The organism is Cumulibacter soli (assembly GCF_004382795.1).
Classification (GTDB): domain Bacteria; phylum Actinomycetota; class Actinomycetes; order Mycobacteriales; family Antricoccaceae; genus Cumulibacter; species Cumulibacter soli.
This window is the reverse complement of the sequence record NZ_SMSG01000003.1, coordinates 263847-286308: the sequence shown is the minus strand read 5'-3', so window position 1 is coordinate 286308 and position 22462 is coordinate 263847. Positions and strand designations below refer to the sequence as shown.

21 protein-coding genes are annotated in these 22462 nt (G+C 63.1%); 7 read left to right on the top strand and 14 right to left on the bottom strand.

Going from position 1 to position 22462, the window contains the following annotated elements; all coding sequences use genetic code 11:
• Nucleotides 1-71: 71 nt before the first annotated feature.
• Both E1H16_RS08125 and E1H16_RS08120 read right to left on the bottom strand, forming a co-directional pair.
• Nucleotides 72-308, bottom strand: coding sequence for a DUF3039 domain-containing protein (locus E1H16_RS08125; protein ID WP_134323196.1), 237 nt, complete (start codon nt 306-308; stop codon nt 72-74).
• Nucleotides 295-711, bottom strand: a complete 417-nt coding sequence (locus E1H16_RS08120; RefSeq protein ID WP_134323195.1) for a DUF3099 domain-containing protein — start codon at nt 709-711, stop codon at nt 295-297. The genes E1H16_RS08125 and E1H16_RS08120 overlap by 14 nt, the downstream gene beginning before the upstream one ends.
• A gap of 26 nt (nt 712-737) precedes the next feature.
• Here E1H16_RS08120 and E1H16_RS08115 point away from each other — a divergent pair, with 26 nt between their 5' ends.
• Nucleotides 738-1823: a methyltransferase gene (locus tag E1H16_RS08115; RefSeq protein ID WP_134323194.1), complete on the top strand. Its 1086-nt coding sequence runs from the start codon at nt 738-740 to the stop codon at nt 1821-1823.
• 139 nt (nt 1824-1962) lie between these two features.
• The gene (sigB, locus tag E1H16_RS08110; protein WP_134323193.1) at nt 1963-2946 is read left to right on the top strand and encodes an RNA polymerase sigma factor SigB; all 984 of its coding nucleotides are present in this window, start codon (nt 1963-1965) and stop codon (nt 2944-2946) included.
• Nucleotides 2947-3158: 212 nt separating this feature from the next.
• Here sigB and E1H16_RS08105 read toward each other — a convergent pair whose 3' ends face one another.
• Genes E1H16_RS08105 through E1H16_RS08095 form a run of 3 tightly spaced genes read right to left on the bottom strand, consistent with a single transcriptional unit; the run spans nt 3159 to nt 7815 of the window.
• Nucleotides 3159-5672 (bottom strand): bifunctional acetate--CoA ligase family protein/GNAT family N-acetyltransferase, encoded by a 2514-nt coding sequence (locus tag E1H16_RS08105; RefSeq protein WP_243837787.1) that lies wholly within the window; start codon nt 5670-5672, stop codon nt 3159-3161.
• Nucleotides 5673-5711: 39 nt separating this feature from the next.
• Complete coding sequence (locus E1H16_RS08100) at nt 5712-6923, bottom strand: acetoin utilization protein AcuC (RefSeq protein WP_134323192.1); 1212 nt, start codon at nt 6921-6923, stop codon at nt 5712-5714.
• 13 nt (nt 6924-6936) lie between these two features.
• Nucleotides 6937-7815, bottom strand: a complete 879-nt coding sequence (locus E1H16_RS08095; protein ID WP_134323191.1) for a sulfurtransferase — start codon at nt 7813-7815, stop codon at nt 6937-6939.
• A gap of 70 nt (nt 7816-7885) precedes the next feature.
• Between E1H16_RS08095 and E1H16_RS18910 the strand changes: the two genes are divergently transcribed.
• Entirely contained in the window at nt 7886-8560 is a 675-nt protein-coding gene (locus E1H16_RS18910) for an iron-dependent transcriptional repressor DtxR (RefSeq protein ID WP_134323190.1), read from the top strand.
• Here the strand turns inward: E1H16_RS18910 and E1H16_RS08085 are convergent.
• Nucleotides 8557-9648 (bottom strand): DUF4192 domain-containing protein, encoded by a 1092-nt coding sequence (locus E1H16_RS08085; RefSeq protein WP_134323189.1) that lies wholly within the window; start codon nt 9646-9648, stop codon nt 8557-8559. The genes E1H16_RS18910 and E1H16_RS08085 overlap by 4 nt on opposite strands.
• A gap of 235 nt (nt 9649-9883) precedes the next feature.
• On the opposite strand from E1H16_RS08085, the gene E1H16_RS08080 reads away from it, so the two are divergent.
• Together E1H16_RS08080 and E1H16_RS08075 are read left to right on the top strand one after the other, a co-directional pair.
• Nucleotides 9884-10633, top strand: coding sequence for a spermidine synthase (locus E1H16_RS08080; RefSeq protein WP_134323188.1), 750 nt, complete (start codon nt 9884-9886; stop codon nt 10631-10633).
• Nucleotides 10634-10677: 44 nt separating this feature from the next.
• Entirely contained in the window at nt 10678-11130 is a 453-nt protein-coding gene (locus tag E1H16_RS08075) for an SRPBCC family protein (protein WP_134323187.1), read from the top strand.
• Nucleotides 11131-11198: 68 nt separating this feature from the next.
• On the opposite strand, the gene E1H16_RS08070 is transcribed toward E1H16_RS08075, so the two are convergent.
• The 3 genes from E1H16_RS08070 to E1H16_RS08060 all read right to left on the bottom strand — a co-directional run bounded on the left by E1H16_RS08070 (nt 11199) and on the right by E1H16_RS08060 (nt 15448).
• Nucleotides 11199-14051, bottom strand: coding sequence for a vitamin B12-dependent ribonucleotide reductase (locus E1H16_RS08070; RefSeq protein WP_134323186.1), 2853 nt, complete (start codon nt 14049-14051; stop codon nt 11199-11201).
• An 89-nt stretch (nt 14052-14140) separates the two neighbouring features.
• Complete coding sequence (gene nrdR, locus E1H16_RS08065; RefSeq protein ID WP_134323529.1) at nt 14141-14626, bottom strand: transcriptional regulator NrdR; 486 nt, start codon at nt 14624-14626, stop codon at nt 14141-14143.
• Between the two features lie 219 nt (nt 14627-14845).
• Nucleotides 14846-15448, bottom strand: coding sequence for a hypothetical protein (locus E1H16_RS08060; protein WP_134323185.1), 603 nt, complete (start codon nt 15446-15448; stop codon nt 14846-14848).
• A gap of 306 nt (nt 15449-15754) precedes the next feature.
• Between E1H16_RS08060 and lexA the strand changes: the two genes are divergently transcribed.
• Nucleotides 15755-16456, top strand: coding sequence for a transcriptional repressor LexA (lexA, locus tag E1H16_RS08055; protein ID WP_134323184.1), 702 nt, complete (start codon nt 15755-15757; stop codon nt 16454-16456).
• Nucleotides 16457-16459: 3 nt separating this feature from the next.
• Here lexA and E1H16_RS08050 read toward each other — a convergent pair whose 3' ends face one another.
• From E1H16_RS08050 to E1H16_RS08030, 5 genes are read right to left on the bottom strand one after another with little or no spacing between them, the layout of a single operon-like run.
• Complete coding sequence (locus E1H16_RS08050) at nt 16460-17227, bottom strand: phosphatase PAP2 family protein (RefSeq protein ID WP_134323183.1); 768 nt, start codon at nt 17225-17227, stop codon at nt 16460-16462.
• Nucleotides 17228-17236: 9 nt separating this feature from the next.
• A complete protein-coding gene (hflX, locus tag E1H16_RS08045) occupies nt 17237-18628 on the bottom strand; it encodes a GTPase HflX (RefSeq protein WP_134323182.1) in 1392 nt (463 codons plus the stop codon).
• 58 nt (nt 18629-18686) lie between these two features.
• Nucleotides 18687-19508, bottom strand: a complete 822-nt coding sequence (dapF, locus tag E1H16_RS08040) for a diaminopimelate epimerase (RefSeq protein WP_134323527.1) — start codon at nt 19506-19508, stop codon at nt 18687-18689.
• Between the two features lie 5 nt (nt 19509-19513).
• Entirely contained in the window at nt 19514-20425 is a 912-nt protein-coding gene (miaA, locus tag E1H16_RS08035) for a tRNA (adenosine(37)-N6)-dimethylallyltransferase MiaA (protein ID WP_166741670.1), read from the bottom strand.
• A complete protein-coding gene (locus tag E1H16_RS08030; protein WP_134323180.1) occupies nt 20418-21023 on the bottom strand; it encodes a class III extradiol ring-cleavage dioxygenase family protein in 606 nt (201 codons plus the stop codon). Before E1H16_RS08030 ends, miaA begins: the two co-directional genes overlap by 8 nt.
• A 207-nt stretch (nt 21024-21230) precedes the next feature.
• Here E1H16_RS08030 and E1H16_RS08025 point away from each other — a divergent pair, with 207 nt between their 5' ends.
• A complete protein-coding gene (locus E1H16_RS08025) occupies nt 21231-22445 on the top strand; it encodes a DUF349 domain-containing protein (protein WP_166741669.1) in 1215 nt (404 codons plus the stop codon).
• Nucleotides 22446-22462 lie beyond the last annotated feature (17 nt).

Sequence of the window (22462 nt, the reverse complement as noted above, 5' to 3'; positions counted from 1 at the left end):
CCTCGCGGCGCACATGAACGCGACCTCCACGACAGGTGTCGGGAGGCCGCGCGTGAGAACAGTCTCGGTCGCTACTTCTTGCCTTTCGGAAGGCTGTTGTAGATCTCTTTGCAGTCTTTACACACCGGAGAGCCGGGCTTCGGCGTCTTCGTCACCGGGAACGTCTCACCGCACAAAGCAACCACCATGTTGCCCATAACCGCACTCTCGGCGATCTGGTTCTTGCGGACGTAATGAAATACCTCATCGTCCTTCGAGGTGTCGGCGTCCTTGAGTTCCGGGCGCTCCAGAAGGTCACTGCTGCTCATGCTTGCCTCGCTCGTCCTCGGGGCGCATCCGCGCGCCTTGCTCATCGATGATGACCGACTCGGCCACGATCGTCGGTTCCCCATTATCGCCGCTAGATGATTCCAGCGCCCGCTCCCGCTGCCCGACAGGCGTCACACCTCGGTAGTACTTCGACGATTTCGGAGGGCCATCGTTTGCCATGACCACGGCGATCCATGGCAATACCGCGCTGAGTAAGCCGATTACGATAGCCGCGATCATGCTGTAGCGGGCCACCGCGGCAGCGACAATCAGCAGCACCACGCGCGCTGCCATCGTCAAGATATAGCGTCGCTGCCGTGAGCGAAACTCCACCTCACGGCTGATCGGCGCCCCCGTAACGAGGTGCGGTCGAGTACGTTTCCGCACGCTGTCTCCTGACATGGGCTAGGGGTCCTAGTCTAAAACACATGCAGCGTCTGGCGATCCTTGAACCCCTCGACCCCATCGCCGCCGAAGCTCGCCGCGACATCGGGTCCGCACTCGGGGCCGCACTACATTCCGCGACCACGGACCCTGCGGCGATGCGTCCGCTGTGGAGCGTTTTCTCCCGTGGTGAACCAGTGCCTGCCGCGCAGTTGCGGCAGGTCCTCGGCGAGGATGTGGTGACACACGCCGTGCGCACAGAACTCTTGATCGCTGTCGACGTCGGCGAGGACGAGCCGTGGTTGCGCGGATCGGTATGCATCGTCGCCGCGGAGGTCGGCGGCGAATTGCGGTGGGTCGCCAGCGACTTCGGCTGGTACGACGATGACCCTGACGCCGTCAGCGGTCCCGGCGAGGCCTCGGCGACCCTGCTGGCCGCAATTCCGGAGGGTAACTATCGCCGCGTTCTGGAAGTAGGCAGCGGCGCCGGCGCCGTGATCACCCACCTCGCCTCACTCCACGACGCAGACTGTGTCGCATCGGATATCAACCCACGAGCGCTCGCGTTCACCGAACTGACTGCCGCGCTCAATGCTCAACCTGGGGTGCAGACGCTCGCTAGTGACTTCGCCGACCAGATCCACGAGAGGTTCGACCTCGTCGTGTGCAATCCGCCCTTCATTCTGGGGCGACCCAGCGGGCACACCATCTTTCGCGACAGTGCCGACGGAACTGGTCACGCCACCCTAGGCACCGATTTCGCCGCGCTACTGCGTCCCGGTGGACTCGCGGTGTATCTGACGAACTGGGAGTACTCCACCGGTGGCGATGATCCGCTCGAACGCCTCGCGACAGGGTTCGCAGATATCGAGAACTGCTCGGTGTTGCTCCTTGAACGTGCCGTCGTACCGGTACGGCAATACGTGGAGTTGTGGTCCGAGGATCCAGTGGAGCAACGCGACTGGATCAACGGGTTCAGCGAACGCGGTATCGCACACATCGGCACCGGAATTGTCGCCGTACACCGCAATGACGGCGCCGAGCAGGCTGTATCGATGGCGCGCTATAACACCGGCCGACGTCAGGATGTGCGCGTAGTCATCCGGGACTGGGTCGGTACGCACATTTAACACTCGCACTTAACAAAGGTGATCCACACCCTGGATTACTCAACGGCGGAACAAAAATCGCCCTGGCGCGTTGCACTAGTACAACCGTTTTGCGACGCGATCCCTGTCGCGAGCGGTCGGCGCGATCGGAAGGTGCTGAATGTCTGTTACCACGACGAACCCCAATAAAGACAACACCGAGACGGACCTCGACCAGTCTCACGAAACGCTGGCGTCAACCGACCTGGTGCGCGTGTACCTGACCTCTATCGGCAAGGTGAAGTTACTCACCGCCGAACAGGAGGTCGACCTGGCCCGACGGATCGAAGCCGGGCTGTACGCCGAGCAACTGCTCGCCGATCGCCGTCGCCGCTTCGGTGAAAAGAAGCGAAGAGCATTACAAGAGGTCGCCCGCGACGGGCAGGCCGCCAAGGCCCACCTGCTCGAGGCCAACCTACGGCTCGTAGTTTCGGTCGCCAAGCGCTACACCGGACACGGATTGTCGTTCCTGGATCTCATTCAGGAAGGAAACCTCGGCCTGGTCCGCGCTGTTGAGAAGTTCGACTACGCCAAGGGGTTCAAGTTCTCCACGTACGCCACCTGGTGGATTCGCCAGGCAATCTCTCGTGCGATGGCCGATTCGGGACGCTCGATCCGTCTGCCCGTGCACTTGGCCGAGCAGGTCAACCGGGTCATCCGTACCCGCCGCCGGATGCATCAGGAACTTGGCCAGGATCCCACTATCGAGGCAATCGCCGAAGAGTTGGACCTCACGCCGGAGAAGGTCACCCAACTCCTGGAGCACAGCCGGGACGTGATGAGCCTGGATCAGACCGTGGGCACCGATGAGGATGCGGCACTCGGAGATTTCATCGAGGACACCGATTCCCCCGACGCCGAAGACGTGGTCAGCTTCGACATGATGCGCCAGGACGTGCGCAAGGTCGTTGCCGGGCTCGATGATCGCGAGAAGGCATTAGTCTCGCGGCGTTTCGGACTCGACGGGCAGAAGCCGTACACGTTGGAGCAGATCGGTAAGGAATTCGGAATGTCCCGCGAGCGTGTGCGCCAGATCGAACGCCAGACGATGGCCAAGTTGCGCACGCCAGAACGCTCCGGTGGGTTGCGCGAATACCTCTCCTAATCACGCCTCTGCGCTGAAAGCGGACCGCCGAGTTACCCGCTCGGCGGTCCCTTTTTTGCTGTCGGCGATCCCGTTCTTTGCTGCGCGGCTACCGAATCAGATCGCCGGCGCCACGCGGCATGGCCCCAGATTTCTTCGCTGCGCGACTACCGAATCAGATCGCCGGCGCCACGCGGCATGGCCCCAGATTTCTTTGCTGCGCGACTACCGAATCAGATCGCCGGCGCCAGGCGGCGTGGCCCCAGGTTCACCGGCGGTCCTACATTCACGCTGGCCCGCGTCACGATCACGCCGCGCGGTGTGGCGATCACCGGCTCCAAGGTGAGGCTGCGCACCTCCGGGTTGTGCTCGGAGAGGGTCGCGATACGGGCTATCAGATCGTGTAGCGCCGACAGATTCACCGGCTCACCCCCGCGGTATCCACACAACAAGGGGAATGCTCGGGGAGCACGGATCAGTTCGTCGATATCGATATCGGCCAGCGGCAGCGCACGGTACGCGACATCCTCGAATACCTCTAACGCCAGGCCGCTGAGTCCGAAACTCAATAGGGCGCCGAACGAGGGGTCATCGGCAAGACCGATCGATACCGCCACACCATCCGACGGCGAGGCGTCATCCACCTGACCGTAGGTCACGCCGTACGCCGCCAACAGTTCCTGAGTTTCCGCATCGGTCAGTTGCCGGCCCTGTGGCTCAACTTCCAGCACGCGGTAGATCGTGGTGGCGGCGGAATTCGCATCGATACCCTCCGGATCGGGAAAGTCTCCAGTCGGCTTCTGCCGCCAGGCGTGATAGGCGGTAGCCCTGGCGAGCGCCAGCACCCCTCGTTCCGGAGTTTCGTACGCCGGCACGGATCCGCGCTCGACGACTCCGTCCGGGCCGATCCACTGAAGACCCTTGGGGATGCCGCTCATTCCTTGGAAGGTCGTCACGACCGGCTTAGACCCGTCGCGGCTCACACGCGCCAGTGCCTCGGCGTACGGGCGTGCGTCGGTCACCACCGGCGGTACGAACACGGCGACCAGGGAATCCACCCGATCGTCGGCGCTCGCCCGCCGCAGCTCGGCCTCGAACGCATCGACGCCGCCCTCTGGCCCAATGTCCACCGGGTACCCGTCAGCTATATCGAGACCGTTCGCCAGGCACGCATCCTGGACCAGCACGCCCAATGCCGACGAGTTACCCACGACGGCCACGCGGTTGCCCTGCGGTAAGGGCTGGTGGGCGAACAACATGGCCAGGTCAAAGCTTTGCATCAGGGTTTCGACCCGTAACACGCCCGAGGACTCGAACAACGCCTGCACAAGATGGTCCGCAATCGGGTGAGTGTGCTGCAGGCCGGCCTTCACACCGGAGTGACGCCCCGACTTCACCGCCACGATCGGCTTGATCCGTCCGATCTCGCGGGTGAGTCGGGCAAACTTGCGCGGGTTACCGAACGTCTCGAGGTTGAGCAAAATGACTTCGGTGTCGTCGTCGGTAGCCCAGTACTGTAGCAGGTCGTTACCCGAGACGTCCGCGCGGTTACCTGCCGACACGAACGTGGACATGCCCAGGCCTCGACGGGCGGCATCCGCGAGAATCGCGACGCCCAGCGCACCGGACTGGCAGAAGAAGCCGACGCGGCCACGCGGCGGCACGAAGGGAGAGATGGTCGCGTTCAGGTGGACGTCCGGGCGAGTGTTCACCACGCCCAGGCAGTTCGGACCGACGACTCGCATGCCATACGCGCGCGCGGTTTCGACCAATTTTTGCTGTTCGGTTCGGCCATGCTCATCACGTTCACTGAACCCGCCCGAGATCACGACCAGGCCGCGGACCTTCTTCCGACCGCATTCCTCGACGACCCCTTCGACCTGGCTCGCGGGGACCGCGAGCAGCGCCAGGTCGATGTCGTTCGGGATATCGAGCACCGATCGATAGGCTGGAACGCCGACGACATGCGCTGCCGACGGGTTCACCGGGTAGATCGGACCATCTAGACCGAAATCAAGCACGTTGCGCATCACGCTGTACCCGAGTTTCGACTTGTCATTCGAGGCGCCGATCACGGCGACCGACTTCGCGGTCAGCAGGCGCTCCAGCGAGCGGGCCTCCGCCCGCTGCTCGCGTGAATACATCACCGCCTGGGTAGTTTCGGTCGGCTGGATCGGGAACTCGAGTTGGACCACACCTTCCTCGTAGGAGCGGCTTGGCGAGTACCCGGCATCGATAAACGTGCGCACCATCCGCCCGTTCTCGGCCAGCACTTCAGCGGCGAACCGCTTGATGCCGTTCTCTCGGGCTGCGGCCGCGAGATGTTCCAGCAGCATCGGACCGAGGCCGCGGCCCTGATGTGCATCCTCAACCAGGAAAGCGACCTCGGCGGTGTCGCTATCGGGATAACGGTCGTAGCGTCCTACCGCGATCAGGTCGTCACCGACGATCACGATCAGCGCGACTCGGTCGTGATAGTCGACTTTGGTAAACCGGGCGAGGTCGCGGTCCGGAATCCGCGGATACGGCCCGAAGAAGCGCAGGTAGCGGGTTCGATCGGATGTGCGCGCGTGCATCCGAACCAGGTCATCGGCATCCGCGGGAGTGATCGGCCGAACATGCACGGTTCCGCCGTCGGAGGCGATCACATCGGCTTCCCAGTGCCTCGGGTAGTCGAATTCCCCTGCGAGGTTCGGGTCATGCAATCCGTGCGGCGCCGTCATGTCTTCTGGTTCGATGCTGCTCATCACTGCCTCACCGGTGCGTTGTGGTCGACCTAGTTCCGCCTAGTCTCTCGGATCCGCGGGATCCAAGCCAACTAGCGGATAGATTGCGTGGCGAGTGGCCATGATGGCCCGGTCCAACGGCGCATCCGACATACCCCCTTGCCACTGATCGAAATCGATCGGTGCTCCTTCGCCCATCAGCAAGGGGGCGGTGGCGAACCCGCTACGCGGATCAATGAATCCAGGCAAAGTCGTCTCGGCGAGAATGTCGCGCCACCGTTGCGGGACCGGCGTGTTCGCGGGGATAGGTCTTCCGGAGGCCTCGGCGATCAGGTGGGTCCAGGACCGCGGTACAGCGCGTACCAGTCCGTATCCGCCACCACCGGTCGCCACCCATTTGCCGCCGCACAACTCATGTGCGAGCTCATGCAGCCGAGCATAGATAGATGCCTGCCCATCGACGGTGAGCGATAGATCCGCCAGTGGATCTTCATGGTGGGTATCGCAGCCGCACTGGGTCACCAGGATCTCCGGGCGAAACTGTCGCAGCACATTCGGGACCACAGCTTCGAACGCCGTACGCCATTCACGATCGCTCGACCCAGGCGGCAGCGCTAGATTCACCGCCGACCCGGCGGCGTCGTCGCGGCCGACTTCGCTCGCGAAGCCGGTATGTGGCCACAGCGATAACGGCGACTCATGAATGCTCAGGGTCATCACGCGCGGATCGTCGTAGAACGACGCCTGCACGCCGTCCCCGTGATGCACATCCACATCGACGTAGGCGACGCGCTGCGCCCCATGGTCCAGTAGCCAGGAAATCGCGACCGAAACATCGTTGAAGACACAGAAACCAGACGCGTGCGACGGCATGGCATGATGCATTCCCCCGCCGATATTCACCGCGTGTTGTTTGGCTCCCGTCCAGACGAGTTCGGCAGCAAGCCGAGTTCCGCCGGCGATCATCGCTGCGGCTTCGTACATTCCCCAAAAGATCGGGTTGTCGTCCGTGCCGAGCCCGTGCCCGATCCCCCATGGTTGGATCGGCGCCTCCCGCACCGCGGCTAGATACCGGTCCGTGTGCACCCGACGCAACTGCTCCTCGGTCGCGGCGGTCGGTGCGTGCAGCGATAAGTTCGGCACGTCGAGCACACCGAGCGTTTCGGCAAGTTTCATGGTCAGGTCGACCCGTACGGGGTGCATCGGATGATCGCCACCGTGGTCATACTTCAGATACTCATCGGTCCAGATGACCGCCACCGAATCGCTCATGGCCCGAACGCTACTACTCGCTGGCCTCGGCGCTGATGCTGCGGTTTGGATCCGAGATCCAATCGCTCCAGGAGCCGGGGTACAGCACTGCGGTCAACCCTGCCGTCTGCAACCCGGCGACGACGTGCGCCGCCGTTACCCCCGAACCGCAATACGCCACAAGCGGAACCGCGTCGAGCTCAGATAACCCAGTCACTTCGGCGAGTCGGGCACGAATCTCCGCTGGCGGTAGGTAGCGGTCGTCGCGATCGACCAGCGCTGAACTCGGCAGGTTCCGCGCACCCGGGATGTGCCCAGCTACTGGATCGATTGGCTCCACCTCGCCGCGGAATCTCTCCGGGGCCCTCGCGTCCAGCAGCAGTCCGCCACCAGCGAGATGACGCGCCACGTCTTCGGCATCGATGGTCGGTAGCGACCCCGGCCTAACCGTGACGTCGCCAGCAGGCACGCGCACTGCCGGGCCCGTTTCTGAGACGTGTTCCTCGGCGATCCACGAGGAGAGTCCTCCGTCGAGAATGCGCACATCCGCGATGCCGGCCCACCGCAGCAACCACCACGCACGCGCTGCGCTGTATCCGAGGCCCCCGTCATAAACGACGACGCGTTGGCCATCGCGCACACCGCGCGCCCGCAGATCCTCCTGAAGCAGATCAGGATCCGGCAATGGGTGACGGCCCCCAGGTCCGACGGCAGGACCGGCCAGCATCGTGTCGAGGTCGCAGAACTGTGCTCGGGGCACGTGTCCGCTGCGGAACGCACGCAGACCGAATCCCGGATCCTGTAAGGCCCATTGCGCATCCAGGATGGCCGGTGGGTTCACCGACCGCGTCGCAACGTCAAGTTCATCGACTGAGATGAGCACCGCACTAGGGGCCATGTTCTGGCTCGTCATGTCTTCAGCGTACGACGCCTTTCGATCTCGCAACCGGATAGAATGAGAGCAACGACTTGGGGAGCATTGCGTGAACGAGTTGATCGACACCACTGAGATGTACCTGCGCACCATCTTTGAGCTTGAGGAAGAGGGTGCTGTGCCGATGCGGGCACGCATCGTCGATCGCTTGCATCAAAGCGGTCCGACGGTCAGCCAGACGGTGGCGCGGATGCAACGTGACGGACTGGTGAACGTCTTGGACGATCGCCAGTTGGAGTTGACCGAGCAGGGTCGCAAACTCGCGATCTCGGTCATGCGAAAGCACCGCCTCGCCGAACTCCTGCTGGTGCAGGTGCTCGGTCTGGAGTGGGACAAGGTGCATGCCGAGGCCTGTCGCTGGGAGCACGTCATCTCGACGGACGTCGAGAAGCGGATCGTTGATCTGGTCGGTGACCCCAGCTTCTCCCCCTACGGCAATCCCGTTCCCGGACTTGCCGATCTCGATGTCGGCGCGAGCTCCCCTGCCGCGACCGCGGTGATTCCGCTTTCGCGCGCGGTTAGCGACGGAGTGCAGAAGCTGAAGATCGCACGAATCACAGAAGGTCTGCAGGCCGAGGACGGTTTGTTAGAGAGCCTCTCGGAGGCGGGAATTCGCTCGGGCGTCGAGGTTACTGTCGAGCGCGATGACGACCAACTCGTCATCAATGGCGCACAGTTCCCCCGGGTTGTCGCGGAGCACCTGCTGGTCGCGCCGACCGACTAGTCCACGCCACCCAGCTCGCGTGCACTCGGCGGATCCGGGTCGAACGTGGATGCCAAGATCGACCGAAGTTGCTGAGGCGGCAGTCCGGCGCGCAACGAGGCGTCGATCATCTGCGCCAGTGAATACTCGGGTTCATGACGCAGCGCTACATCAAACGCGCAACCGGCTAGCGCTCCGTCACCGCCGAGGTAGGCACACACACCAGCCATCGTGGCGACCGGAGCGATATAGCCAGTCGGCGCCAGTTGGCTGACTCGACACCATAAGTCTTCATGCCGCCACCCTGGCTCCTGCGCGACCAGAGTGATGACGATGTCGCGCGCGGAGACATCCCGCATCGCAAGAGCACATACGGCGGCGTCGTACGGTTCGAGTGCCGCTGGGCTGCACCCATTCTCACGAGCCGTCCCGTGGCGATCCAGGATGTCGGTGACCATCGCGACCAGTTCGATTCGCGAGTGCGGGACGAGTTGCAAGGCGTCGGTGTGTTTACGAGTGCGCGCCCGCGCGTCACCGGCGGCGGGGGCGAGGCGCGCCGCCACCTCCCCGCGGTTACGCAGCAGTCGTCGTCCGCTCATCACGTGCGCCACCGCGATCGCCGGGGTTGGTCCACCTTCCGCTCGAGGCATCCCCGGTTGATCTGGCCAGACGAATTCGACGGGAACGCCGTACGCCGAGAACTCCGCGCAGAGAATCGGTTCCAGGTCCCGTACCGTCTCATAGGCGCGCAGCGCCGAACGGTGCACAGCCGCATGCTCCTTCGGATCGGCTGATTGCTCGTATTCGTCGCAGTACGCAAGTACCAGGCGATGTGGCGCCCCACGACGCGTCACCTCGACGAGGTGACTCACCACGGTGCGTGCTTGAGCGACGGTGCACGGCGCGTCGATACGTACCGTCATCACGACCGTTCCATCGCGCTGTAGTCCGATCGCCACCAGCGACCGCTCGGGACGGAACCCCAGCAGATATGGAATCGAGGCGCGCAGCTCGGTCAACCCCCTTACCGCGACCGGCTCGCTGGCAAAGACGTGAGGTATCTCGTGGGGGTCATAATCGGCTAGTTCATCGGGTTCGAAGGCGGTCATGCCAGTCAGCGTGCCTCGCGTATCCTGGGACGGAAAGCACGCCGCTTCAGGCGTGGAAACACACCGCAGCTGTGGATAGCACCCAGCGGCTGTCCGAGTTTGTCAGTCGAGGTATTGCGTGTCCGGCCGTTCCACGCACCGCCCGTTGGTGTGGTTGCCCGCCGATCGAGCCCGAGCGCTGCGTTTCGTAGCGGCATCACCATCGCCCGGCCAATTCAGTACCGACCATGCAGATGTGCGCATCACGATGGACGCAGATCGCTCGAACGGCTGGATGATCGAACTCGACGGCGTGCTCGCGTCCTACGTAGCCCTCGATGACCCGACGCATCTTGAGTTCGAATACACGCGCTGGATCGCCGACATGCTCGACGAAGTCCGCCCCGATGAGCACTTGGAGTTTGTTCACCTCGGTGGCGCCGCGTGCTCACTGCCGGTGTACCTGGCGACCCGACGCCCCGGATCTCGACAATTGATTATCGATTTCGATGCTGCATTGATTGACCTGATGCGTACGCAGTTCGGAATACGATCATCACGGCGATTCGCCCTGCGCACCGCTGATGCACTCGAGGGCCTACGAGCTCTGCCCACAGCGTCCGCTGATGTGATCGTGCGCGACGCTTTCAATGCCGACCAGACGCCGCAGCACCTTCGAGGCGCCGAGTTTGCCCGCGAGGTTGCGCGCGTCATGCGACCGTCGGGAATCTATCTAGCCAACATTGGCGATGGTCCTGGGCTGCCGATGACGCGGGAGCTCCTCAGACATTCACGCGAGGCGCTCGCATTGCGACCGACTGAGCGGCACAACGGGCACATGGCGATCATCAGCGATCCGAGCGTGATGCGCGGTCGCCGCAAAGGCAACGTTGTCGCCGCACTTAGTCGATCGCCGCTCCCCATGCACGGATGGCAGCAGGCTGTCCGGCGGGCAAATTTGCCCGCGCGTGTGACACACGGAGAACGGCTGTGGGCCTACCTCTAATTCAAGGTTAATAATGGTGCGACGACATCAAGGAGACAGGACACATGGCTGGGCCCGACGACAAATTCACAGTCACCCGCACCATCAATGCCCCTCGCGAAGCCGTGTGGAGGGCTTGGACCAACGCGCGTTCGTTGCACACCTGGATGCATCCTCGGGGTGTATTCACGCCGTTGGAATCGATCAAGTCAGATTTTCGTACCGGCGGCGCCTATGCCTACACGCTCGTCGTGCCGACCCGGGGGACGTTTCCCACGGCGGGAACTTTCCTGGACATCCAGGAGCCGCGGCGACTTCAGTTCAGCTGGGGCAACCCAGAAGACTCCGAGAAGAATTTCCCAGTGGTAACCGTAGAACTCGAGGCGAACGGAGACTCCACAGAACTCACCTTCACCCTCGAAGGTGTCCGTGACGATCGCGGCCAAGAGCGCAGCCTTTACGAACTGTGGAACGACGCGCTAGATGAACTAGAACGGTTCGTTAAACAGTCGTCATAATCGATTGCCGAGCCTACGAGGCCCCGATTCCAGATACCACTGGAATCGGGGCCTCGTATCACTCCAACCTAGCTGCACCCGGAGGTGCTGCCACATCCTTCACACACGTAGCAGGAACCTGCAGGCCGCATCTTCGTGCCACAGGACATGCACAGTGGCGCATCCGCACCCTTGCCCTGCAGCAGTAGATCCATGAGCTCTGCAGACGAATGTGCTTCGTCAACCGTTGCGGACTCAGCAGCCTGCTCGACGCGTGGCGCCTCGACCGCTACCGAGGTCGACATCGATGAAATCTCAGATGCCTCATCGTCGGTAGCAGTCTGCACGACGGGTGACGAGTAGCTCGCTTCCACCTGCGCAGCGCGCTCGGCAGCGGAGAAAATGCCCAACTCCTCACGCTTCTCAGTCGGCAAGTAGTCCAACGCAAGACGCCGGAAAACGTAGTCGACCACCGAGGCCGCGATGCGGATGTCCGGATCGTCGGTCATACCTGCGGGCTCGAAACGCATGTTCGTGAACTTCCGAACAAACGTTTCCAGCGGAACGCCGTACTGCAGCGCAATCGAGACCGCTACGGAGAAAGCGTCCATGATCCCGGACAGCGTCGACCCCTGCTTACCGAGGTTCAGGAACACTTCGCCGAGTTCGCTGTCCTCCGGGTACGACCCGGCCGTCAGATAGCCCTCGGCGCCGGCGACGCTGAAGGAGGTCGTCACACTCGGCCGCTGCTTCGGCATGCGCTTGCGCACCGGGCGCTGCTCGACGGTAACTGCCTCGCTGTCGGCGGCGGCATCATCGGACTTCTTCGTGGACAGTGGCTGACCGACCTTGCAGTTGTCACGGTAGATCGCCAGCGCCTTCAGACCGAGACGCCAACCCTGGTAGTAGATATCCTCGATCTCCTCGACCGTCGCCGATTCCGGCATGTTCACGGTCTTGGAAATGGCCCCCGAAATGAAGGCCTGGGTCGCGGCCATCATCCGCACGTGGCCCATCGGCGAAATCGCCCGCTCACCGACCGCGCAATCGAACACCTCGTAGTGCTCCGGCTTCAATCCGGGCGCGTCGATCACGTGGCCGCGTTCGGCGATGTACTCAACGATCGCTTCGGACTGTTCCTGCTGGTACCCGAGCGTCGCCAGCGCCATCGGCACGGTCTGGTTCACGATCTGCATCGAGCCACCACCGACCAACTTCTTGAACTTCAACAACGAGAAGTCCGGTTCGATGCCGGTGGTGTCACAATCCATCATGAATCCGATGGTGCCGGTGGGCGCGATAACCGAGGCCTGCGCATTGCGCCAGCCGTTCTCCTTGCCCAACTCCAAGCACAGTTGCCACTGGCGCTCGGCCTCACGCGTCACCGCGGTGTCGGCGGCGTGCATAGGCCGCATCGCGTCGTTGGCGGCCGCATGCTTACGCATTACGCGGGCGTGGGCATCGGCGTTGCGTGCGTACCCTTCGTACGGCCCAACGATCCCGGCCAATTCGGCCGAGCGGCGGTAGGCCGTACCCGTCATCAGGGACGTGATCGACGCCGCCAGCGCGCGGCCACCATCACTGTCGTAGCCAAGGCCATTGCTCATCAGCAAGGCGCCCAGGTTGGCGTACCCGATACCGAGCTGGCGATATGCCCGCGTGGTGACCCCGATCGGCTCAGTCGGGAAGTCCGCGAAGCAAATGGAAATGTCCATCGCGGTGATGATCAACTCGACGGCCTTGACGAACTTCGCGGAATCAAAGCTGCCGTCGCTTTCGCGGAACTTCATCAAGTTCAGCGACGCCAAGTTGCAGGACGAGTTATCCAGAGACATGTATTCCGAGCACGGGTTCGAGGCCGTGATGCGGCCCGACTCGGGATTGGTGTGCCAGTCGTTAATAGTGGTGTCGTACTGAATGCCGGGATCAGCACAGGCCCACGCCGCTTCGCTCATCTTGCGGAACAGAGACTTGGCGTCAACGGTCTCGATGACCTCACCTGTCTGCCGGGCGCGCAGTCCGAACTCGGTGCCGGCCTCGTATGCCTTCATGAACTCGTCGTTCACGCGCACCGAGTTATTCGCGTTCTGGTACTGCACCGACACGATGTCCTTGCCACCGAGGTCCATATCGAACCCCGCGTCACGCAGCGCACGGATCTTGCGCTCCTCGTTCATCTTCGTATCGATGAACTCCTCGACGTCTGGATGGTCAACGTCGAGCACGACCATCTTGGCCGCGCGACGGGTCGCGCCGCCGGACTTGATCGTGCCAGCGCTCGCATCGGCACCACGCATGAACGACACCGGTCCGGATGCCTCTCCACCGGAGGACAACAGTTCCTTGCTGGATCGGATCCGCGACAGGTTCAGACCAGCGCCGGAACCCCCCTTGAAGATGAGTCCTTCTTCGCGGTACCAGTTCAAGATCGAGTCCATCGTGTCGTCGACGGACAGGATGAAGCACGCCGACACCTGCTGCGGAGCAGCCGTACCAACGTTGAACCACACCGGCGAGTTGAAGGAAAACACTTGGTGCAACAACATCCAGGTGAGTTCCTCACCGAAGATCTGCGCGTCAGCGGGGCTCGCGAAGTAGCCGTTGAGCTCGCCAGCCTCGCGGTACTTATTGACTACCCGGTCAATAAGCTGACGCAAGCTGTGTTCCCGGCTATCGGTACCGACCGCGCCACGAAAGTACTTCGTGGTGACGATGTTCGTCGCGTTGATGCTCCACGATTCGGGGAACTCCACACCGCGCTGTTCGAAGTTGATCGAGCCGTCGCGCCAGTTGGTCATCACTACGTCACGGCGCTGCCAGACGACCTCATCGTAAGGGTGCACCCCCTCGGTGGTGTAGACCCGCTCGACGCGTAGACCGTCGTGCGGATAACGCGGCTCACTAGGCTCCGTGCTGCGGATGGGCTGGGCGATGTCGGTCATGATGGCCGGTGTCCTCTCTCGCGCTGTGACTGTCAGTGCGCCGTGCTGATGACGTTGATGGGATAGAAGTGGGTCGGATGACGCGTTACTCACGAAGAGATATCTAGGTTTTGTGACGGATCGGGCTCGGTGGCCTCGGCGCGCAGCAACTCAATCTCGCGCTCGAAGTCGGCGACGGATTCAAAAGATCGATAGACGCTGGCGAACCGCAGGTACGCCACCGGATCAAGCTCGCGTAGGGGGCGCAGAATCGCGAGACCCACCTCGTGGCTCGGTATCTCAGCGGCACCGCTCGATCGCACGGTCTCCTCCACTTGCTGCGCAAGTAGGGCCAAGGCGTCTTCGCTCACCGGACGACCCTGGCATGCCCGCCGGACACCTCGTACGACCTTGTCACGGCTGAACGGTTCGCTCACGCCACTACGCTTCGTGACCGCCAATACGGTCTCTTCGACAGTGGTGAATCGCCGACTGCATTCCTGACAGGAACGTCGACGGCGAATGGACTGACCATCGTCGACCTCGCGAGAGTCAACAACTCTCGATTCGGAGCACCTGCAGTATGGGCAGCGCATGTTGTCCTCCGCCGAGTACGAGCGTCTTGTGGATTCCTTGGGCATAACCCACCGTCCGCCTGTGGACAGCCGGTGGATGACCTGTGAGCATCTCGTGCACAACCTGTGGACGAACCACAAGCGTGTAACTACTAGATGTTGTGGTCAAGACTAGGACGGATCACAATGCGCCGCAACCAGAAACGCGGGGGAATTTCGACGGATGCGCGGACGGCGATGTCAGGAGCCAGGAACGACCAACACATCGCCGGCCTGCACGGCGTCATCGATAGCCAGTCCGTTCGCCGCGCGGATCGACTCGGCGACGTCGCCCACGTCACGGCCGTCAGCTACGCGCTCGGCGACCAACTCGATCGTCTCTCCACTGCGGGCGACGACCTGCGTGGATTCGGCAGGGCGCGGCTGCTCGGACAGACCGAGCGTCAACGCCGAGCACCCTGCGACCACGCCGACCAATAGACCGACGACCGTCACTCGCCCGCGCAGGGTCAGACTCAGTCGGCGCGGGCGATTACTGACTCCGCGCACCGGCGCAGCGACTACCGCGCGCCGCTCACTCACCGGATCCACCATGCTCCGAGCGCGCCGATCTGCGCGCCGCGGCGGCTCGGACACGACCGCCGGCACGATCGGATCCAACTGCTCACCGATCAGCCGCCGTACGGGGACCTGCTCGCGAGCACGCTCCTCGAACATGCCCAGGTCCGCGCGCGCATCACGCAACGCGGACGCACCAATAGTCGGTTGCGACGGCTGCTGGCGCCGGCCGCTCGGACCATCTATCTGGGGCCGACCGAACGGCGTAATCGTCAGGGGCTTCACGCGGCGCGTCGAAGTACGCGAGGGCGTTGCAGTCGAAGTAATCATGAGCCAAAGCCTCACTTATGCCACCGACAAGTTTTTGATGCGAATCTCGTCGGGACGTCCACGGGAAGACCAACCGAGGTTGGGCCGAACTGTTGTTCGATCGAACGTCTGTATCATTAGGCCTCGACCTAATGGCGATGTCAAGACATTTCGGCGTGTCTACTCGAACAAATGTTTGAACTGTGATCAAGTAGTTGGCAGAATGTGAATCGAGACGCCGAGTATTACGGCGCGACTACGACCGCTCGACGAGGAGCCCCCATGGCCGACAAGAAGGATGCGACGGAAGAGCCCAGTGACGGCGACGCCACCGTGCACCATCTCCCCTCCCGCCCTGATGAGGCGTCGCTCACCCCACGTCAGCACCACATCATGGAGGTCATTCGTACAGCGATCACTAACCAGGGATACCCGCCCAGCGTCCGGGAGATCGGCGAAGCCGTCGGGCTCGCCTCGCCGTCGTCGGTAGCGCATCAGTTGCGGCAGTTGCAGGCCAAGGGCTTCCTGCGACGTGATGCGAATCGCCCCCGCGCGGTCGATGTACGACCTGCGGAAGAACAGCATCCGGACGCTGAGCATGCATTGCCCGCCGCGACCTACGTTCCGGTCGTCGGACGGATCGCCGCCGGTGGCCCGATCCTCGCCGAGCAAGCCGTCGAGGATATTTTTCCGCTCCCCAAGGAACTCGTGGGCGAAGGCACCTTGTTCCTCCTACGAGTTACGGGAGATTCGATGGTGGATGCCGCGATTTGCGACGGAGACTGGGTAGTCGTGCGCCAACAGCCCGTGGCCGATCAAGGCGAAATCGTCGCTGCGATGATCGACGGAGAAGCCACAGTCAAGACATATCGGCAGCGCGACGGGCACATCTGGTTGATTCCGCATAACCCGGCGTACGAACCGATTGATGGCGACAACGCGACGATCCTCGGTCGAGTCGTATCGGTCCTGCGACGTATTTGACCCTCAGCGCTCGGCGCGCGGGCTGCGCCGCGGCACGCTCATCGCCGCGGTCGCCCGTTCGCCGAGCGGACTCGCCCAGAACCAACGGACGAACCACAGCAGAATAATGCCCGCGCAGGTTCCGCCGATCACATCTGAGACCCAGTGGTAGCCCATGATGAGCACCGCGATGGCGCACACGATGGGCGCAACGACCGCGTAGATAGCGATGACGCGCCGCACGGTATCGTTCGCGATGTATTCCATGGCGATCCATGCGCCCACCCCCACCAATACGGTCGCATTCACTTGGTGACCTGATGGGAATGCGCCACCCGGCGCCGGCGAGGCGTGCAGGTAGTCGCCGCCCGGATCTGTCGGAAAGCTGCGATCAAGCCAGGCTTTAATCGGATACACCGTGAGGTACATGAGCGCCGATGCGCTGAGCACTTGCACGAACGGCGCGTAGGTGCGGCGCTGCGCGAAGATCACGCCGCACATCACCAGGATCAGTACGAGGTTCGGTCCCCGCCCACCGGTCTGGCTCAGTACCCACCCGAATGCGTTCAGGAACCCGTGATCTTGCATGCCCCACGACAGCAGCCAGTCGCTACTCGTCGCGTCAAACTGACGCAGTAATCCGTCGAAACGCACATCGAGTAGGACGAGTAGCAAGATGGCTGCCGCGACGAGGGCGTGCCAGGCCCGCGGGCGATACGCTGCGCGTGGGCTCGGCCACGCACCGTCCGTATTTCCGCACGGCGGCGCCGGGCGGACTGTTGGTGCACTCACCAGGCCAGACTACGGGGCGCTGCGCGCGTAGGCTTCAACGGCCGATGCGACGCCCGGATAGGCCTTCCCGGTAATGGCGGTGCCGTCGGCGAGGTACTCGATCGTGTCGATATCCGCCCGATTGTGCAGCATTGTCACCAAGTCGCCCCGGTCGTACGGCACCAGGACATCGATGGTGACTGCCGGTCGTGGGAGCGCGCTGTCGATGGTGGCGCGCAGTTCCGCGATCCCATCGCCGGTACGCGCGGATACCGCGACGGCTCCCGGTAGGTTGCTCAACAACACGTCTAGGTCGTTCGGGTCGGCGGCATCAGCCTTGTTGACGACCAGCAACTCCGGAACGTCACCGGCATCAATGTCGGCGAATACCTCACGCACTGCGCTGATTTGCCCCATGGGATCCGGGTGCGCGCCGTCAACGACATGCAGTACGAGGTCGGCATCCTCGACTTCTTCCAGCGTTGAGCGGAACGCTTCGACCAATTGATGCGGTAGCGCGCGGACGAACCCGACGGTGTCGGAGATGGTGTACGCGCGCCCATCAGCGGTTTCGGCACGACGTACCGTCGGATCAAGTGTCGCGAACAATGCATCTTCGACCAACACGCCGGCGCCGGTCAATCGATTAATCAGCGTCGACTTGCCGGCGTTAGTGTATCCAGCGATGACCACGGAGGGCGTTTCGCGCCGTCGACGTGACGAGCGCTTCGTGGTGCGGCCGACCTTCATCGCCGCAATCTCACGACGAAGTTTGGCGATACGCGAATTGATCCGTCGACGATCAAGCTCAATCTTCGTCTCACCTGGGCCGCGCGATCCGATGCCGTCGCCACCGGCGACCCGACCGCCGGCCTGCCGCGACATCGAGTCGCCCCAGCCGCGAAGTCGCGGCAACAGGTACTGCAACTGCGCAAGTTCGACCTGCGCTTTACCTTCGCGGCTCTTAGCGTGCTGCGCGAAGATATCCAGAATGAGTGCCGTGCGGTCAATGACCTTAACCTTGACAACGTCCTCGAGTGCACGCCGTTGCGATGGCTGAAGTTCGCTATCAGCGACCACTGTGTCGGCTCCCGTAGACGCGACGATGGCGGCTAACTCCTTGGCTTTGCCCGAGCCGATGTACGTCGCGGGGTCGGGTTTCGTACGTCGCTGTAGGAGGCCGTCGAGCACCTCGGATCCTGCCGTCTCGGCAAGCGCGGCGAGTTCACGCAACGAATTCTCCGCGTCGCGCTGCGTCCCGAACTGGACCCCAACGAGGACTACGCGTTCCAGTCGGAGTTGTCGGTTCTCGACTTCGGTGACGTCTTGAAGTTCCGTGGACAGCCCCACCACGCGCCGCAGCGCGTGTCGATCGGCGAGGTCGAACTGTCCAGGATCATGGTCTGGTAAAGGAATCGTCATACTCGATCCATCGTCCCACTAATGGGACCGCAACGCACGTGAGTTTTCCGCTGCAGCGCTACACGATGAGTTCGCCGCGCGCGACGATCACAGCCGGCCCGCTGAGCAGGACCCGCTGCGCAGTCACGTCCGTGTACAGACGCCCACCGGGAACGTCGATGACGACGGTCCCCTCCTGGCGATCGGTGCGCGCCAGTGCAGCGACTGCCACCGCGCAGATTCCGGTACCGCAGGATCGCGTCTCACCGACGCCGCGTTCGTGTACGCGCATCCGCACATGAATGTCTACGCCGTCAATCGGCGCAGCGTCCTGGTAAAACTCCTGATTGACGCCCTCTGCGAAGAGGGTGCGGTCATATTCGGGCTCGGCGCACAGATCGAGATCGTCGACCTCAAGCCCAGCCGGAGAAAGATCGATCGCCAGGTGCGGATTTCCCATAGAGACTCCGAGTCCGGTAAGACGTCGGCCCTGCAGAGTTGTCGCGCTGACCCCGAGCACCTCGGGCGGGCCCATGTCGACGGTGATGGACCCATCGGCGTTGAACGCCGCGTACTTGATGCCCGCGCGGGTGGACACATCCAGGCCGGCGGTGGAGGCTAGTCCACGCTCCTGCAGGTAACGCGCGAACACTCGCACGCCGTTACCGCACATTTCGACGATCGACCCGTCAGAGTTGCGATAGTCCATGAACCATTCGGCACCTTTGTCGGCCTCGGGCACGTGCACGCTTCGTACCACCCGCAATATGCCGTCGGCGCCTAGACCGCGATGCCGATCAGCGATCTGTTGTACCTGATGAACAGTCGGATCGAATTGTCCGTCCGGATCGAACAGGATGACGAAGTCATTCTCGGTGCCATGGCCTTTGGCGAACTCCATTGTGCTCACCGCTCAATCGTACGCATCACGTCATCAAGGAGCGTTGCGCTAGCGGGATCGAGCCAACGGATGCGTGGGTCCCGCCCGAACCACGAACGCTGTCGTCGCGCAAACCGCCGCGTAGCGGTCGCGATGTTGGTGCGCGCCTGCCGCTCGTCCACGTCGCCCCGCAGCAGTGCCAGCACCTGCGGATATCCCAACGCGCGCGATGCGGTGCGCGAGTGTTCCAACTGATCACGCAGTTCGCTGACTTCCTTGACGAACCCCTGCTCGAACATGAGGTCGACACGCGCCTCGATCCGCTCAGCAAGCACCTCGGGCGGCCAGTCCAGACCGACCTGCACGGCAGGTAAAACCTGCGTGGGCTGCTGCGGTAACGAAGCACTGAATGGCTCGCCGGTCAGTTCAATCACTTCCAGCGCGCGCACGATACGTCGCCCGTTGGTCGGCAAAATGCGCTCGGCGGCGGCCGGATCCAATGCCTGCAGCCGTTGGTGTAGTTCAGCCGGACCACTCGCGTCGAGTGCTGCCTCCAGTCGGGCCCGGATCAACGGATCGGTCCCGGGAAAACGCAGGTCGTCCAGGGTCGCGGTGATGTAAAGTCCCGATCCGCCCACCAGGATGGCGCGGCGTCCGCGCGCATGGACCGAAGCGATCGTCTCGCGCGCCAACCGCTGATACTCCGCGACCGTGACCGAATGGGTCACCGGCCACACGTCAAACAGGTGGTGACGAATACCGCGCCGTTCATCCGGAGGAAGCTTCGCAGTTCCGATATCCATTCCCACGTACACCTGCATCGAGTCAGCGTTGATGATCTCGGCATGCTCCGGCCCACCGAGTCGATCGGCAATGTCCAGCGCGAGCCCAGTCTTCCCCGAGGCAGTCGGGCCGAGTACGACGATGACGTCAGGCATGGGTCCACCAGCGCGCAAGGATATTAGCCACGCCGAAGGGTGCCTCATAGGAATCGACGCGACCGGACACGGGATGCTTCCACCTGGCCACCAGCCGTGCGGCAACTGCCAGCGGTCGGGCCAGATCGTCAAGTAGTTCATCGGCGAGATCCACATCGGCGGTGCCCAGCGCGGCCGCGTCCGCGTTCGCGATCAACCCTGCCAACGCATCGTCATGCGGCACAGCTCGCTCGTCGATATAGCCGGGCGCGCCATCGCGTCGTCGAGCCGAACCGCCTCCGCACACCAGGATGAAGTTCGCATCGAAGTCGGGCTCGTTCATGAACGTCTGCTGCGACGAGATCTCTATTCCGTGCGCCGGATGTCCGTCCAGCAGATAGGAAGCCACTAACAAGCCCGGCGTCTGAGGTACGAGCTCAGGACCCCGCGGTCCCCCAGCACCGAGCTGGCCGCGATACGACAGGCCGTACGCGGCTGCGTTCAGAGCGGCGCCGTCGGGCACGCGGCCGTTCGCCCCGCTGGTCAACACCGTCACCGGTTCACCGGGCTCGCACAGCCAGTCGACTGCACGTCGGGCGGCCGATCGTAACTGCTCCACGCGCTGATCGCCGTCACGCCCGGTGGCACCGGGTAACAGGATGGGTGGGCAGGGACAGATGACCAGCCGTTGAGGGGTTCGCGCGCGCACGTGGCCGAGGCTACCGCGATGCACGGGTTACCCCGTCTGCGCGTACGAACAACGTCGTCTGTGAGGATGTCACAATCACATGTGAACGAATGTGGCGACGAACCGGAGGTTCATACCATGGCAGCGAGCAACGAGTGGGGCCGCGTCGATGATGACGGGGCTGTCTGGGTGCGCGCAGCTGGAGCCGACCGCTCCATCGGCTCGTGGCAGGCGGGAACCCCGGAAGAAGGTCTCGCGCACTTCGTACGTCGTTTCGACGACCTCGCCACCGAAGTTAGCCTGCTTGAATCGCGCCTCAACGCACCGACCTCGGATGCGACCGCGATGGCAGCATCCGCGGAGTCGCTGAAGGCGTCGCTTCCCGAAGCGCACGTCATCGGTGACCTCGCGGCGCTGGACAAGCGCCTGGACGCCGTCATCGCCAAGACGGCGACGAAGAAAGAAGAAGCGCAGGCTGCGAAGTCACGTGTACGCGCTGAAGCGATCGCCGCCAAGGAAGCCCTCGTCACTGAGGCCGAAAAACTGGCGTCGTCGACCCAGTGGAAGGCCGCCGGGGATCGGCTGCGCTCCATCGTCGACGATTGGAAAGCCATCAAAGGCATCGATCGAAAGACCGATGACGCGCTGTGGAAGCGCTTCAAAGAGGCGCGCGATTCATTCAGTAAGGCGCGTGGAGCGCACTTTGCCGCGCTGGACAAGCAGCGCGAGGGCGCGAAGGTCATCAAGGAACGCATCGTCGCCGACGCCCAGGCGTTGTCGTCCTCGACCGATTGGGGTCCGACCGCGTCGCGGATGAAGTCGCTGATGAGTGAGTGGAAGGCCGCGGGCCGTGCTACCCGCGATTCCGAGGACCGTCTCTGGAACGAGTTCCGCGCCGCGCAGGACACGTTCTTCGCTGCCCGGTCAGCCGTACTCGATGAACGCGACGCATCGTACGTCGACAACCAGAAGGCCAAGGAATCGCTGCTCGCCGAACTCGGCCCCAAGATCACACCGGAAACCGACCTATCGGCCGCGAAGGCGACGCTCCGGCAGTTACAGGAACGTTGGGAGGACATCGGCCATGTCCCCCGCGAGGCGATGCGGCCGCTAGAGGATCGACTGCGCGCGCTAGAACGCTCCGTTCGAGACGTGGAAGACGCCGAGTGGAAGCGCACGGCGGCGCAGTCGAACCCGCTGCTCCTGAGCATGCGTGAGGGCGTCGACAAGGCGCAAAAGCAGTTGGACAAGGCCAATGCCAGCGGAAACGCGAAGAAGATCGCCGACGCGCAGGCGAATCTCGCCGCGAAACAAGAATGGCTCGCCGAAGCCGAGAAGTCTGTTACGTCCTGAGCGGAATGTCGAGGGCC

Bases quoted from the DNA above. Each gene is read 5' to 3' on its own strand.
- E1H16_RS08075 (WP_134323187.1), top strand. From the start codon at position 10,678: ATGGCTGGGCCCGACGACAAATTCACAGTCACCCGCACCATCAATGCC.
- E1H16_RS08085 (WP_134323189.1), bottom strand. From the start codon at position 9,648: ATGACCGCCTTCGAACCCGATGAACTAGCCGATTATGACCCCCACGAG.
- E1H16_RS08120 (WP_134323195.1), bottom strand. From the start codon at position 711: ATGTCAGGAGACAGCGTGCGGAAACGTACTCGACCGCACCTCGTTACG.
- nrdR (WP_134323529.1), bottom strand. From the start codon at position 14,626: ATGCGCTGCCCATACTGCAGGTGCTCCGAATCGAGAGTTGTTGACTCT.
- E1H16_RS08070 (WP_134323186.1), bottom strand. From the start codon at position 14,051: ATGACCGACATCGCCCAGCCCATCCGCAGCACGGAGCCTAGTGAGCCG.
- hflX (WP_134323182.1), bottom strand. From the start codon at position 18,628: ATGACGATTCCTTTACCAGACCATGATCCTGGACAGTTCGACCTCGCC.
- E1H16_RS08115 (WP_134323194.1), top strand. From the start codon at position 738: ATGCAGCGTCTGGCGATCCTTGAACCCCTCGACCCCATCGCCGCCGAA.
- E1H16_RS08095 (WP_134323191.1), bottom strand. From the start codon at position 7,815: ATGACGAGCCAGAACATGGCCCCTAGTGCGGTGCTCATCTCAGTCGAT.
- E1H16_RS08125 (WP_134323196.1), bottom strand. From the start codon at position 308: ATGAGCAGCAGTGACCTTCTGGAGCGCCCGGAACTCAAGGACGCCGAC.
- dapF (WP_134323527.1), bottom strand. From the start codon at position 19,508: ATGGAGTTCGCCAAAGGCCATGGCACCGAGAATGACTTCGTCATCCTG.
- sigB (WP_134323193.1), top strand. From the start codon at position 1,963: ATGTCTGTTACCACGACGAACCCCAATAAAGACAACACCGAGACGGAC.
- lexA (WP_134323184.1), top strand. From the start codon at position 15,755: ATGGCCGACAAGAAGGATGCGACGGAAGAGCCCAGTGACGGCGACGCC.
- E1H16_RS08105 (WP_243837787.1), bottom strand. From the start codon at position 5,672: ATGAGCAGCATCGAACCAGAAGACATGACGGCGCCGCACGGATTGCAT.
- E1H16_RS08025 (WP_166741669.1), top strand. From the start codon at position 21,231: ATGGCAGCGAGCAACGAGTGGGGCCGCGTCGATGATGACGGGGCTGTC.
- E1H16_RS08100 (WP_134323192.1), bottom strand. From the start codon at position 6,923: ATGAGCGATTCGGTGGCGGTCATCTGGACCGATGAGTATCTGAAGTAT.
- miaA (WP_166741670.1), bottom strand. From the start codon at position 20,425: ATGCCTGACGTCATCGTCGTACTCGGCCCGACTGCCTCGGGGAAGACT.